This is a genomic window from Pedobacter kyungheensis, from assembly GCF_000812965.1.
In the GTDB taxonomy this organism is placed as follows: Bacteria; Bacteroidota; Bacteroidia; order Sphingobacteriales; family Sphingobacteriaceae; genus Pedobacter; species Pedobacter kyungheensis.
In genome coordinates this window covers 1-14,311 of the sequence record NZ_JSYN01000008.1, presented here as the reverse complement: position 1 = coordinate 14,311, position 14,311 = coordinate 1, and the positions used below count along the sequence as shown (strand labels likewise).

13 protein-coding genes are annotated in these 14,311 nt (G+C 42.8%); 8 read left to right on the top strand and 5 right to left on the bottom strand.

The features are described 5' to 3' along the window. Nucleotide 1 precedes the first annotated feature (1 nt). The 6 genes from OC25_RS08575 to OC25_RS08555 all read left to right on the top strand — a co-directional run bounded on the left by OC25_RS08575 (nucleotide 2) and on the right by OC25_RS08555 (nucleotide 5,474). Nucleotides 2–694, top strand: coding sequence for an HD domain-containing protein (locus tag OC25_RS08575; RefSeq protein ID WP_052266071.1), 693 nt, complete (start codon nucleotides 2–4; stop codon nucleotides 692–694). Between the two features lie 9 nt (nucleotides 695–703). Continuing rightward, nucleotides 704–1,162 carry an MgtC/SapB family protein gene (locus OC25_RS08570; RefSeq protein ID WP_231491317.1) on the top strand — a complete coding sequence of 153 codons (459 nt, stop codon included), beginning with the start codon at nucleotides 704–706 and terminating at the stop codon, nucleotides 1,160–1,162. A gap of 12 nt (nucleotides 1,163–1,174) precedes the next feature. Continuing rightward, nucleotides 1,175–1,966 (top strand): phosphatase PAP2 family protein, encoded by a 792-nt coding sequence (locus OC25_RS08565; RefSeq protein ID WP_082018554.1) that lies wholly within the window; start codon nucleotides 1,175–1,177, stop codon nucleotides 1,964–1,966. A gap of 468 nt (nucleotides 1,967–2,434) precedes the next feature. Then, nucleotides 2,435–2,827, top strand: a complete 393-nt coding sequence (locus OC25_RS27865; protein ID WP_156131433.1) for a hypothetical protein — start codon at nucleotides 2,435–2,437, stop codon at nucleotides 2,825–2,827. Nucleotides 2,828–2,942: 115 nt separating this feature from the next. Next, entirely contained in the window at nucleotides 2,943–4,415 is a 1,473-nt protein-coding gene (locus OC25_RS08560; protein ID WP_039474376.1) for an ArnT family glycosyltransferase, read from the top strand. Between the two features lie 66 nt (nucleotides 4,416–4,481). After that, nucleotides 4,482–5,474, top strand: a complete 993-nt coding sequence (locus tag OC25_RS08555) for a bestrophin family protein (protein WP_245221938.1) — start codon at nucleotides 4,482–4,484, stop codon at nucleotides 5,472–5,474. 185 nt (nucleotides 5,475–5,659) lie between these two features. Here OC25_RS08555 and OC25_RS08550 read toward each other — a convergent pair whose 3' ends face one another. Both OC25_RS08550 and OC25_RS08545 read right to left on the bottom strand, forming a co-directional pair. Further along, nucleotides 5,660–5,854, bottom strand: coding sequence for a hypothetical protein (locus OC25_RS08550; protein ID WP_039474374.1), 195 nt, complete (start codon nucleotides 5,852–5,854; stop codon nucleotides 5,660–5,662). Nucleotides 5,855–5,879: 25 nt separating this feature from the next. Beyond that, nucleotides 5,880–6,266, bottom strand: coding sequence for a hypothetical protein (locus tag OC25_RS08545; RefSeq protein WP_039474370.1), 387 nt, complete (start codon nucleotides 6,264–6,266; stop codon nucleotides 5,880–5,882). A gap of 663 nt (nucleotides 6,267–6,929) precedes the next feature. Here OC25_RS08545 and OC25_RS08540 point away from each other — a divergent pair. Further along, nucleotides 6,930–8,945, top strand: a complete 2,016-nt coding sequence (locus OC25_RS08540; RefSeq protein WP_082018553.1) for a heavy metal translocating P-type ATPase — start codon at nucleotides 6,930–6,932, stop codon at nucleotides 8,943–8,945. 624 nt (nucleotides 8,946–9,569) lie between these two features. Here the strand turns inward: OC25_RS08540 and OC25_RS08535 are convergent. The 3 genes from OC25_RS08535 to OC25_RS08525 are packed head-to-tail and all read right to left on the bottom strand — an operon-like array spanning nucleotide 9,570 to nucleotide 12,444. Continuing rightward, nucleotides 9,570–10,796: a hypothetical protein gene (locus OC25_RS08535; protein ID WP_039474368.1), complete on the bottom strand. Its 1,227-nt coding sequence runs from the start codon at nucleotides 10,794–10,796 to the stop codon at nucleotides 9,570–9,572. After that, complete coding sequence (locus tag OC25_RS08530) at nucleotides 10,793–11,239, bottom strand: QcrA and Rieske domain-containing protein (RefSeq protein ID WP_052266068.1); 447 nt, start codon at nucleotides 11,237–11,239, stop codon at nucleotides 10,793–10,795. Before OC25_RS08530 ends, OC25_RS08535 begins: the two co-directional genes overlap by 4 nt. 2 nt (nucleotides 11,240–11,241) lie before the next feature. Continuing rightward, nucleotides 11,242–12,444 (bottom strand): di-heme oxidoredictase family protein, encoded by a 1,203-nt coding sequence (locus OC25_RS08525; protein WP_039474363.1) that lies wholly within the window; start codon nucleotides 12,442–12,444, stop codon nucleotides 11,242–11,244. Between the two features lie 1,036 nt (nucleotides 12,445–13,480). On the opposite strand from OC25_RS08525, the gene OC25_RS08520 reads away from it, so the two are divergent. Next, nucleotides 13,481–13,858 carry a response regulator gene (locus OC25_RS08520; protein ID WP_052266067.1) on the top strand — a complete coding sequence of 126 codons (378 nt, stop codon included), beginning with the start codon at nucleotides 13,481–13,483 and terminating at the stop codon, nucleotides 13,856–13,858. Nucleotides 13,859–14,311 lie beyond the last annotated feature (453 nt).

Sequence of the window (14,311 nt, the reverse complement as noted above, 5' to 3'; positions counted from 1 at the left end):
TATGAACAATTATTTTTTATTGCTAATTGGTTTGTTTTTAGGGATACTGGCGCTCTTAATAGGAAACTATTTTTTCAAGTTAAGAAGGAAAAATGTATTTGATCTGCTTTTGGAGGAGACCGAGGCTTACGTTAGTCAACTCTTTCAACAGCACTGGCATACCGATCTGGTATACCATGACCTCGAACACACAAAGCTTGTAGTTAGCCGAACACGCGAAATTGCTTCGAACTACCGCCTGGACAAGCTCCGTGAGTTTGTACTCTTCGCCGCAGCTTGGTTTCACGACACCGGGCAGCTTTTGGGCAGCCCCGCTGGTCATGAAGAGAGAAGCGTGATTTTAATGCGAGAGTTTATGCTCGATAGAGGAATTGAACTAGATGTTATTTTCGATATAGCGGCTTGCATTCGGGCAACTACAATACCTCATGATCCCAGGAATACGATCCAGGAGATCATCTGTGATGCGGACACCTATAACCTTGGAAACGAGGAATTCCTGATAACTGATGAGAAGGTGGCAAGAGAGGTCAATAAAAGAAGCGGAATGGATTTGACAGAATGGGATAATAAAACACTCAACTTCTTAACTGCACATCGTTTTTTTACTCCATACTGCAGGTCTTTACTGGCAACAGGAAAACAAGCAAATATTGAAACGGTCAAAGCGCGGATAAAGAAAAAACAACACTAAAAAATGGAAATGGAAAACGAATGGGATATAATCCTAAGGCTTCTTGTAGCTTTCATTCTTGGATGCATCATCGGTCTTGACCGTGAAAAACATGGCAGGAGTGCCGGAATACGTACTTATGCCGCGGTGTGTCTCGGCGCCGCACTCTTCACCGCCATTGGCGAGCATATGGGGGACACAGCGGCAGCCTCTAGAATCATTGCCAACGTTCTGGTGGGCATTGGTTTTTTGGGTGCAGGAATCATTTACAAGAATGATCAAACCAACACTTCACAAGGCCTCACTACCGCAGCTACCCTGTGGTGTACCGCGGGAATCGGTGTGGCCGTAGGACTTAACATGTTCCTCATCGCAGTAGCTGCTGCCCTGGGAATCTATTTCTTGCTGAGTCTTCATCACCAGAAATGGTACGTAAAATGGAAAAAGAAATTTAAACATGAGAATGACTCGCATACCGCTGATGATTAAAATATATATAAGATGAGTTTTTTTAGAATATTATTTTGGTTGCTGTTCACATTCCTGCATCCCTTTGCATCCTTTTCACAAAAACCAGGGGATACGTTGCTGATGAAAAAACAGACCCTTGCGGACGGCATAACAGAACACGGCGACTTTAAGATTCGGATGTCACCAATAGTGGGAGCTGCAGCCTCAGCAAGTATAGTTTACGGATTTGTAAAGCTGGGAAGCCACGAACTCACAGACCTTGATATTGCCGCCAGGCAGGAGTTTGCACTTGAGCATCCGCACAATAAGTTTAGGATAGATGACTATCTGCAGTTCGCCCCCGGGGTATTGGCGCTAGGCCTGAGCACGGCTGGCATACAAGGAAGAAATAAAACCATTGACCAGGCCGGGGTCTATCTGCTGAGCAATATCATACTTACCGCCACCTGCCAATCCCTTAAAAGGATCACCCAGGTGACCAGGCCGGACGGATCCAGCAACGCATTTCCTTCAGGGCATACCGCAGAGGCATTCGCATCGGCAGAACTGCTCAGTCAGGAATATAAGGAAAGATCAGTTATTTACCCCATTTCAGGCTATGCTGCCGCAGTGGCAACCGCATATTACCGGATGTATAATAATAAGCACTGGCTCAGTGATGTTGTAGCAGGAGCAGGGATAGGTTTTCTTTCCACGCGGGCATCTTACTGGCTATATCCAAAGATTAAAAAAATCTTTACACAAAAGGAAATCGGGCGTTCAGTAGTAATGCCCAGCTACAGTCACGGAGCAATTGGAGCCGGTATGTTCAGTTACTTTTAAAAACAGTGCGGTTAGAATATAATTTCGTTACCGCTGCAATTTCAAAATAGGTTGCACCGCTGCGCGTAAAGTCAAGCGTAGAATCGCAATAATGCACAGGATGCTGAAAACATCAAGCAATAAACAAAATAAATTAAAAGTAGGACATCTTCTTATAGTACTTGTTAGGCTATAAAGTTACCAAAAAAAGGTGATAAGCACAGGAGATTTCCAGTAAAAATAGATTAAGGAATTCATGAGAAAAAATAAAAAGAACCCATATACCCAAGCAGTCCCTCTCCATGTCTCTGGCCGAAGAAAAATGCTACTCAGGGTGTTGATTATAGCGGCAGTGACACTCTTTACAATACTTTTATGGTTCATGGCCTTGATATCCCCTAAAGGACATGGGCATAAGGGTCGTATTGAAAGTAAGTCAGTTCCAGGTTCAAATCGATCGCGGTTGAAAGCAATGTAAATAAATTCATTATGAACTTCCGCCTGGTCTACACCGTTCTTTTACTTGCATTCAGTTTCCTGCTGGATCAGTGCCTCGTGCTCGAGAATCCACACAATAAAATTTCACAGTATAATCAGCGTGCTAAACACGGTGCCGGGGAGTTTGAAACTGTCCTGCATGCCATCATTTTATCTTCAAGCCATCAGGAAGTTAATCAGGAAAAAGATAAATTTAGTTTCGACACTTTCAGAACACTCAACCATCCGTATTTTTTTCTGACCTCCCACCTGTTGCAGGCGAAACCGGTTCTCCAAAATTCCTCAATACGTACTTATTTTCTTAAATCTCCCTGTTTTCGAGGACCACCGAAATCCGTTTATAATACTTTGGCCGGCCTCTCTGACTTGCAAAGCATGTCTTAAGGAGAACTTTCAAACCCCTTGCCGCGGCGTTACTGGCCAATATTACTTTTTACATAACTGTTTACCCGAACAGCAGGCCTAATGTTGCCTGCCGTCTAAATCTTTTTTACATGTCATGCGAAAAAACCTAACTGCCGGCCTATCTCCAGCTGTTTTTTATATGCTATGTGCTATCCTGGTCATTCGTGTTATTGCTGTGTTTTCAATGGGACCAATGCCGCAGGATGCGTATTACTTTTTTTATGCCAGCCACCCCAGTCTTTCCTATTTTGACCACCCTCCGGCCATTTCCTGGTTAATCAGGATTTTTACAGAAATTTTTGGCAAAAATCCAACTGCCATTAAGCTCGGGGATTCGGTACTCACCGTTCTTACCTCCATTGCCGTTTTCAATCTGTCACTTCGGTTCTATCCTTCAGGTCAGTCAAAAAAAGTAATTGTGCTATTTTTATCCACCTTAATGGTAAGCATCCTTTCCTTGATTTCCACCCCGGATACCCCGCTGCTTTTCTTCTGGGCACTTGCCCTTTGCAAAATCCATGATGCAGTGTTCAGAAAAAGAAAAATAGACTGGATTTATGCCGGTATACTTATGGGACTCGCTTTTGATAGCAAATATACAGCCGTCTTCCTTCCTGCAGGAATGTTCATTTTCTTATTGTTTTCCTCCTCAAACAGGAAACAACTTCTGACCATATGGCCCTGGCTATCAGTGTTGCTGATGATAATGGTTTCTTCACCGGTGATTATATGGAACTGGAATAACAACTTTGCATCTTTCGCTTTTCAGGGTACAAAACGCATGAATTCTGTTTCTGAACTTCAGTTTAGCCCAAGGTTTATCTTTGGTCTCTTTGGCCATCAACTCGCGCTGCTTATCCCTGTCGCTTTTGCCTTTTTGTTTCGCGCTACTTATCTGATGTTCAGCCTGAAAGAAAAAGGTAGATTCAAGCTTTCTGCAGGGCAGATCTTTTTGCTCGCTTTCTTTCTGCCCATTTTCATGATTTTTCTCTCGCTCTCGCCTTTTTACTGGGTAAAGATTAACTGGATGATGCCGGCTTATATCACAGGCATTATTCTGGTAGGTGGGATAATCCCGGACCGTTGGATAAAGATTCAGCTTATCATTTCACTGATTATCCATGCAGGGCTTTTCGTGGAGATAGTATTCTATCCCGTACCGGTTCGTTCAGATGATACATGGGTAGGATGGGAAGAACTCCATAGGAAATCACAAATCCTTAAAACACAATATAAAGCCGACTTCATCTTTTCTGCTGACAGTTATAAAACATCAGCTGAACTCAATCTCTTAAGCCGGGAATTTATATATGGGCAAAACGTGATCGGCGAGCACGCACTACATTTCAGCTACATTGGAACGGATCTTTCCAAGCTAAAAGGTAAAAACGCAATATTTCTGGATTCAGAGCCATCGTTTAAAAACCTGGCAAGGAAAGCTGGAGATCCACCTGCAATAAATGGCCATTTTACAAGTGTCAGGCAGCTCCGGCCAATTGTAATTTTCAGAAACGGAAGACCGGTAAGAAAATTTCTGGTCTATTTCTGCCAGAATTATATCCCTTGAAGAGTCGGCTAAATCAAATGCCAAACACCAATTAAAATTCTTTTTGCAAAACGAAACAACCATAAAATGAATTTGCAAAGTGAAAGCGGAAACTATATATTTATTTGGATAATAACAAAATATCAATCACTGCACAACGTGCATTTCATGCTAAATAGACAAAATAAGAACATGCTTATAAATAAAAAAATATCAGTGCTATACTTCTTTAGGTTAATAAAATGGGATATCATAACAATTGGAATATATGCCATAGTTGCTGGAACGCTCGATCATTATGGTTTCTTCGAACAAATTAAAATCCCTTTGGCGCTTTCTGCCTTTGTGGGTACGACCCTTTCGCTCTTGCTTGCTTTCAGGACCTCGCAGTCTTATGAACGCTGGTGGGAAGCAAGAGTGGTTTGGGGCGCAATAGTGAACGATAGCAGGACACTGATAAGGCAATTGACCCTATTCCTTCCAAAACACAAGGATAGAGCTGATTTACTTGAATCATTTGCGACTCGTCAGGTGATCTGGTGTTTTGCGCTCTCAGAGTCGCTGAGGAAGACTGCTCCTTCTACAAAAGTGAAGAATTATTTTATCAAGCATAATCTCAACAGTGAAAACCAAGCAAATTTATTACTCATCCGCCACAGCTCAGCGCTGGCCTCGGCCAGTGAACGTGGTCAGATGGATCCCAACAAAGTTGTACAAATCGATTCCACCATTGCCCGCCTGTGCGATTCAATGGGAAAATGCGAACGAATTAAAAACACGATCTTTCCACGCTCATATAGTGTACTCATTCATTTTCTGATCTATGTCCTAATGACTATTATGCCTTTTGGACTGGAAGATGAAACACCAGTTGTAGAAATAATGTTGATATTTCTCGTTCCGATTCTCTTTATTATGATCGAAAAAACAGCAATCATTATGCAGGATCCATTCGAAAATGTTCCCACCGATACGCCGATGACAGCAATCTGCATGACCATAGAGCGGAATCTGATGGAGATGATAGAACACCCACCGATGGCGCAGCCAAAAGCTGATAACACATACTTTATTATGTAATGGCAATATCAGGAATTTTCTACAGATATTAGATGGTTTATTTTATTGGATACAAAACTGCCAAGGCCCCTATTCAGACAGGGATACTGATAATAGATGAGGTTGATCTTTACAAACCTATTACTTTGATAGTTAATAAGTGGAAAGGAATATCGGCTCGCACATTCCTTTCCAAACTGCCATAATTAACTTTTTTTTGTGTTCTTATGTTCATCATCGTTATGGTGTTCAGCCTCAGAATGGTGTTCTTTCTCTTTGTGATGTTCCATTTCATTCGCATGCTCAGGCCCTTCATGATGCTCTTTGTGGGGGTGATGCTCCTGATGTTCATGGTGTTCCGGATGCTTTTGACTCTCTTTTTTTGAATTTTCTGTGTTCATGACTTTAAATTTTAGTGATTAAAAATTATTTACCAGAGCGCTTGATTTTAGAGGTGTTTTTGAGAAAAAAAGTGTCAGCAAATGCTTTCATCACCCTATCTAACTGGATGGTAGGAAAGTGATGGCTTTTTGTTGATAAGTTTATTGCGTTGAGCTTACGTATACCTTTATTTATTGGTAATTCTAACCTCCATCGGCCAGCCACGAAGACTTTGTTTGTTGGATGACCGTCATCATCGAATAAAGAAAACCCTTTCCAGCTTTTTAATTTTTGAATTGTGTTTGCCAGTAGTACATCAGAGGCCGAAAGCCCGGTTTCCAGGGCTATAGCCAAATTAATATTATCCCTGTAGCAAAATCGTATAGTATGAAGGTATAGGGCAGCCGGAATAACAGTTTCCACATTTTTCATTATAAACTGATGTTTTGTTATTATAAAAACAACAGTGAAGCGAATTAGTTTAAAAAATGTTGATGTATTTTCGTGCGAATGGGAAGACTGCTGCTGACCCTTGGTACTTAATCTATAACCAAAATAGTGCAACGAAAAAGTGTGTCTTCCAATCTGTGAGGCATTGTTACTCACGTTTTATCATGACTTATATAGGAGCGCCGGCAGCTATTTATGTATGGTGAGCGTCAAGTTTGATAATATCGGTATAGCTGTAAAGACTTTCTGTTAATATTGATTATTATTCTCCGGCCTTTTATTTTATTTTTGTGTGAATGTTTCTTTTATCAGTATTTTGAAACCTATGTTCGAAAGTTATTTTGATTTTTGTCTGGTTACACTAAAGTTATTCCGGGCAGGGTAAAAGATAGAAGTAAAATAAAAAACTCCGATAAAATAGATCGCCACAGACTTACATTTTCAATTCCTGGAATGAAGTAAGCCATTGTAGGCCAAAGACGCTGTTTGACAATACCTCTGCCGTACGCTTCTCAGCACCAAGGCTTCGAATCGGATAGGTTGAAACTGAAGATAGACAATGCACAGCACCTTGTTATCAGAGTAATATTTGGCATGATACATGGAGAGGTTTATCACTGAAAAAGTACAATAAAAAATCATATTATGAAGGACTGTTGCGAAAACGATGATATTAAGGCAGAAGCACCGAAAAATAATATTCGGCAAACTGCTCCAGCTTATAAGGCGGAAGCCGGCGCGCTTCATATTAACGAAGATAGCGTTGCGGATCATGATCGCAAAACGGGTGCCGGTGATAAGCCACAATGGCAACAGCATCTTGGACTGCTATCGGGCCTGGCGATATTGATATGCGTTCTGGTGATGGACTATGGATTTAATATTAAACTTTCTAGATGGGTTTCATTAGCCGTCAACAGTATCGCCTATCTTCTCGCTGGATGGGGAGTACTTGTTTTAGCTTTTAGAAAAGCGATAAGGGGGGATATCTTCAATGAGTTTGTGCTGATGAGTGTGGCAACCTTAGGCGCATTCTTTATAGGGGAATATTCCGAAGGTGTTGCTGTAATGGTCTTTTACTCAATTGGTGAATGGTTCCAGGATGCAGCAGTGGACCGTGCGAAAGCAAGCATAAAAGCCCTGCTGGACATAAGGCCCGATAAGGTTACCGTAATCAGAGATGGGAAAGCTGAGCTCGCTGGCTCTGCTGATGTAGAGCTCGGAGATACCATACAGGTGAAAGCTGGTGAAAAAGTTGGATTGGACGGCGAGCTACTCTCAGAAAAAGGATCCTTTAATACCGCTGCATTAACTGGAGAGAGTCGTCCTGACAGTAAATATAAAGGTGAAACCGTGCTGGCAGGAATGATCAATATAAACACCGTCTCAGAGATCAAGGTAACTGCACTGTTCAGGGACAGTAAGCTTAGCAGGATTCTGGAAATGGTACAGGATGCATCCTCAAGAAAGTCGCAGACGCAGCTTTTTATTTCAAAATTTGCAAAGATATATACGCCCATAGTTTTCTTTTTGGCCTTAGCGCTAGCGCTGGTTCCGTATCTGTTTGTTGAAAATTATGTCTTTAATGACTGGCTTTATCGCGCGCTGGTATTTCTGGTGATCAGCTGCCCATGCGCACTTGTCGTATCTATTCCTTTAGGATATTTTGGCGGGATTGGCCTGGCTTCGAAAAATGGGATTCTATTCAAGGGAGGTAACTTTTTGGACGTAATGACCAAGATAGATACCATAGTAATGGATAAGACGGGAACATTGACCAAAGGGGTTTTCAAAGTTCAAAAAATAGTGCCCTCAGGGCTTGCCGAAAAAGATTTAATCAGACTGGCAGCAATTCTGGAAAAGAATTCAACCCATCCCGTTGGACAGGCAATTATTGAATATGCAGGAAAGGACGCAAGCGAGGGCACTGCAACTTCAATTGAAGAAATATCCGGACACGGACTTAAAGGAGTAGTAGATGGAAAGCATGTGCTCGCAGGGAACCTTAAGCTACTAAAAAAATATAAGGTGGATTTTCCAAAGGATGTTGAGGAGATCTTAGATACCATTGTTGTGATCGCGGTGGATGAAAAATATGCCGGTTATATTACTATAGCAGATGAAATAAAAGAAGATGCGGGAGAAGGTGTTAAGCAGATGCAGGCCTTAAATATAAGGACTGTTATGTTGTCCGGCGACAAAAAAGCTGTAGTAGATCAGGTTGCAAACAGACTTAATATTGACTATGCTTTTGGCGATCTTTTGCCTGAAGGAAAAGTAGAAAAGATGGAGGCTTTGATAAAGGAGGGACGCCATATTGCTTTTGTGGGCGACGGGGTAAATGATGCCCCTGTAATTGCCCTGGCCGATGCGGGTATTGCCATGGGTGGGCTTGGAAGTGATGCAGCCATTGAAACGGCTGATATCGTAATACAAAATGACCAGATAACAAAGATTGTTTTAGCTTTGAAGATAGGCAAGCTGACCCGTAACATCGTCTGGCAGAACATTATTTTGGCAATGGCAGTGAAGATCGCCGTGCTCTCTCTTGGGGCCTTCGGTGTTGCGAATCTCTGGGAGGCTGTAATTGCAGATGTGGGTGTAGCTTTCTTAGCTATTCTCAATGCAGTAAGAATACAGCGTAAAGAGATTGGGCAGTAAAAACCTGTAACGCATACGATGTAGAGCAGCTCATGCGGCACTTATTACCATGCAGAGTCCTATTGTGAATCCAAACAGAGCATCGATAACATTATTTTGGCGCCTGATTGAGAGTACCGCCAATGCATACCAAACAGTACGCGACTGATTTTACAGTCCAGAAAATTTGTGTCGATCTAAAAGTTTCCCAAAGTGCGGGTCAAAGGAAACAAATTGCCAGGTCAGTCACCTCCAGAAATGGAATCCGTAGATAGGCTTCTTTGGCACCTTCTAACAAATGGTGGGCAGGGTCAAGAAATATAGCTCTAATTGGGGCATTCCCAATACTCAAATTACTTTATTGCATCCTCATTGGCATCCATTTATTCGTTTAGGTTAAAAATTCCTAGGAAGATAAGAAAAGTTCGCAGTCGGTTTGTTAGCCTGTCTCTGGGTACTCGGCAGCGGTTGCACCCGCTATTGACGCAGGATGGTTTTTCAGTTTTGCTACTCATCCACGAAATCGTGTTTTTGGGACACAAACCGTCCATTCCCTGGGGTTTGTTGATAAATGCTGCCTGCTGTGGCCTCTCAGATATACATCGGGAAATCCTCTTTAGATTCCGGCTAAAATAGATGACAGAATTAAAAATAGGTTGATACACCTAACTGGAATGCTCCGGTTCTGGCAGCCGGGTTTCCAAGAATATCCTTCTGCCACTGTTTTCGGTAGGAAAACCTCAGTACAGTCTGTTGCCTCGGCCTGAAACTGATGCCGGGCATTACGCTGAAAAGCTCATCACCAATATTCCCACCGGTCTCCCTGAATTTCCCTACATTCCAGTCCACATAATCTACCCTGCAGGCTAAACTTACAACAGAATGCTGCCAGCCCAGAATCGTTTTTTTGATCACAGGTTGAACTATATCCATATATCCCCCCATCTGACGGCTCCCGAACTGCTGGGAATAGGTATCGGGAACATCTACCCTGATCCATGCCCACTCAGCGGTGATGAAGGTCTTAAGTTTGGGAAGTGTCGTGTTAAAGTCTATGGCAAAAACATTTAGCCTGCGTTTGTCATCGATAACAATCCCGTCCGACCGCCATTTATTGTAAACACCCCCCATATAGGATAGGCCGAGTTCGCCTATATTGTTCCTGCGTACCGCAACTTTTCCCGTTAGAAGCGGCTGCCCGCTTGCAATTTCTTCAAACCTTTCCGGATTCCTTTTTGAGGCAGCCAGAGAGGTTCTGTTTTCAGGGTTTGCAATAATGGAATCGTCAAAGCTGCTTGTGGCATATAACTCGTAGCCCAGCATCCAGTCACCGCTATAGTTCTTGCCATAAATCCCGAATCCTGCACTGCTCCAGGTTGCAGGCAGCATCTGTGTCATGGCGATCGGACGGTCGGTGAATTCCCATTTAGGACCGTCATGGTTCTGGTTGAATGCACCAATGGGATTCAATATCATTCCACCCCTTAAATTAAGCAAGGGGTGCAATTCCAGATCCAGCGCAGCAAATTCAACCGCTATCTCTTTTTCAGCAGGTTCAAATTCGATCTCGGAAAGGAACTTGATGCGCTTGGAAATGGTTGAGGCTACAAATAGCGTCATTCTTCTGAACTGGAACTGCTGTCCTTCAGAGATCCCCTCTGTACCCTGATACTGCCAGTTGGCCTCCATATATCCGCCCACCGACACCGGAAGTTTTCCCACGGCAATAAAAGGCCGTTCATAAACTGCATCCATGTTGAGTGAGTTTTTTGCGGTATCACTGGGTTTGGCCCTTAAAAGTTTCGGGTCGATCTGGGCAAAAGCCATCTGACCGATACCAATAGATATGATAAGCGTAAAGAGTTTTTTCATACTGCCTTCAGTGAAATTTTGATCCTGGTTTTTTCTATGGTAATGGGGAAAGTTCTTAAGTTTGCTTCTGCCGGACCATTTGTCATTCTGCCCTTATTGTCAAATTCACTTCCATGGGCCGGACATTGAAGCCTGTCTCCGAAAGGCTGGAGCTCGGTTCCCTGGTGGGTGCACTGCATCCATAGTGCAGAATAATTCAGTTCATCATGCCGGTAGATACAGATGGGATATCGGAGCAGGTCATTGCTGACTACAATGTATCTTTTGAACTGGACATTTTTTCCCTGTCTGAGTTCAAAGTCCTTCATTTCTACGACCAGGTTATCCCCTGCAATCTCGCCCGTCGCCGGCACCAGGCTGCTGCATCCACTGATCAACGTGGTGATCCCAAGGCCTCCAAGGCAGGCCATTCCACAGCCTTTTATAAAATCTTTTCTTTTCATTTCTATAGTGATTCTAAAAATCTCAGCATGGCATTTTTTTCTGCCCCAGACAGCTGGTTGAACCTGTTGCGGCTTGCAGATGCCTCTCCTCCATGAAGGGTTACCGCCTCTTCGATGCTTTTTGCCCTTCCGTCATGCAGCAGATGATAAGATCCCCCCTGCGAGTTCATCGAAAGTCCCAGTCCCCATAGCGGCGGGGTTCTCCATTCGGAGGTTTTTGCCGATCCTTCCGTATAACCATCGTCCAGCCCAGGCCCCATATCATGGAGCAACAGGTCGGTATAGGGATGGAATTCTTTGTTGGACAGAGCGGCCACCGGAGAAAAACCTGTTTTTAGGGTAGGCTTGTGACAGCCTGAACAGTTAATCTTTTCGAACAGTTTCCTGCCAGTTTCAACTTCCGCATTCCCCGCATCGCGCTGCATGGGTGCTTTTAGCGTCTGTAGATAAAACACCACGTTATTCACTGTAAGTGTGGGGATTTCAGGGTCAATCACCATCCGCGTATAGGCATCCACAGGATCAAAGCTTGAAGTTATCCCGATATCCTGGTTGTAGGCATTAACAGTCTGGTGGAGCAGGTTATATGCTGCCGCCTTTTTTCCAAAACGATGGATATATTTTTCCTTCAGTGCAATAGCGTTGTTAAAGGCCTGAACATATGACGGAAGCACTGCGTAATTTGGGACACCAGAAATGCCGTCATTATCCAGATCCTGGGGGTCAGCCATAGCTAGTATATCTGCATCAGCTACCAGTTCGAGAAAGCCAAGGCCGGTATTGGCAGGCGGTGTAAATTTTGAAAAGGTGGCCCCTGATGGGATTTGCTCAGGTTTGTACCCGGGAATAGCCCTGTTCTGCAGTTGTGGGCCTCCCTGGTCCAAAAATTTATTGCCTGTTTCATCGTTCTGCCCGAAACGGACCAGCGTAGTGAAGGGATGGCCTTTGCCGTCACCCGCATGGCAGCTTCCACAGCTGGTTGCGACAAAGCCAGGACCAAGGCCATTCGCAGGAGTAAATATCTCATTGTTAAAGGCCGCATCTCCCAAAGCGAAACGTCTGAGCTGGTCATAGCTGAGTCCTTCCACCGGGCCATCAAGAATTTCATCCTCTTTTGGAGAAGAAGGGATTATCTTCTCACAGGACACCATTATAGCAACTAGGCTCATAAGTGAAAGCAGGACAATGGGTAATCTTTTCTGCATGTTATCTGATTTTTTGTAAATCTAATAATAAAAATAGAAAAGGCTAAAAATAAATTTAGATTTATCTAAAATATATTTTAGATCTGCCGTTTTTTTTGTGTCGTTCTGTCACTGTCTCACGCTTGAGTGTTTAGGCGTTGATCATTTCAACCGAACCTGCTTAAAGAACATTATATCTTCGCAGTACTTTTACGCCTGGTGCAGAATGCTGCGAATCGTTTCGTTTTGGAAATTAGAAACCGATTTCCATCTGACCGTGTGGGTGAAAGCGCTATACGAGAAAGGCATTTCTAAAAGATAGAATAGTTTTGTATTTGAAAGCGAAAACGAGGGCTTTTTATTTAATCTGGGAGAAAGGTAACTGGTGCAAAACGGAAAAAAAGTTACAGTCATTGTCTTGTGAACAATTCACGATAGCCGCCATACCGTGGGGATTAGCATTTTTCAGAAAAATAGTAATTGAACTAAATGAAACTAGCGTTCACTAAGGCAAGATGTGCAATGAGTTTAGAAATAGACACGGGGACTGAACGGTGTCCATATCCCCGATATCTAAATTAACGCTCTCAAGGCTAAGATAGCATTCCATTGTATGGAATCAAAATCCTCATCACCAATGTTATCTCACTTTTTAGTTGGTCGACTTTCAAACCTTATGAAAAAAGTGAAACTTACAAACTTTAGAAGCAGGCTTCTTAAAAGTTTCCTTAACTAAAGACTTCTGGTTGAAGATTGGCATGTATCATCACTGTTTTTTAGGCGGGTGGGGGGTATTGACATAGCTAGTTTTATCAAAAGTGGTAATAATTTATCCTGATTTTAGTAAAAAGGTTAGACGCAGAGAACGCAGGCGACAATTGTATTTCCCTAACTGCAGAGAGCACCCATACTTTTGACGAAAATATTCTGAGAGAAGCTTTGTCCTAGCCAAAATATATTCTTGAGCCAATAAAAGCTTTCTTTTCAACCCTATAATTTTATTTTTGTATATTGAGAAAAGCTTTCCGAGGAAATATAGTGGTAGGAAAATAATGTTATGAGTGCAAATAAAATAACTCTCGCCTATGCGGAAGATGAGCGCTGGTTTCGGGAACCAATGGTAGAAATGTTGGTCGAAAGTGGCTTTGATGTCATTGGCGCTTTTAGTGATGGCAGAGAGCTTCTTACTTTCTCAGAAAATTGCTCGACTTTGCCTGATTTGTTTTTAACGGACCTGCGCATGCCCAAATTGAATGGTCTTGAGTTGACAAAAGAAATTTTGAAGAAATGGCCCCACGCGAAAGTGATTGTCCTAACTTCAGAGATAGAAAACTTTTACATAGAGGAGGCAAAGAAAGCTGGCGCTGTATGCTTTTTACATAAAATTATCGACTACAAGAATATCAAACACGCCCTCTTGTGTGTATTTCGGTGAAAGTGACCCCTCTGTTTCGGGCCAAACTGGCCACCAATTTGATTACCGGATGATGCACATCTAAGTTCCTTTCCCTCTGAACAAATATACACTTCGGATCCAAATCCATTTTCCTCAGGACTTTTCGGTTTAATCCATCTTACTGCCGGATTTATCCTCAATTCAGACCTTTCTAGCGATCAAAATCCATTCGCAGGTACTAGAACGCGCAAAAAAACGCCATACCCCCTTCAAAACAGCGAAGTGACCGTAGTCCATCCCGAATAGTAGATATGCTCCCAGGAGCCTTTATTTTATGCAGAAATTGAAAAATTATTCCCGAAAGCTAGTTGCGAAAAAAGCTGATCGAAAGATCAGAACGGCCAGTTTGCCCCGAAACAGGTGGTCACTTTAAAGCGAAATGGGGTGACAGTTTAAATGCGGAACGGCTGGCCATTTTTGCCGAAATGCCCA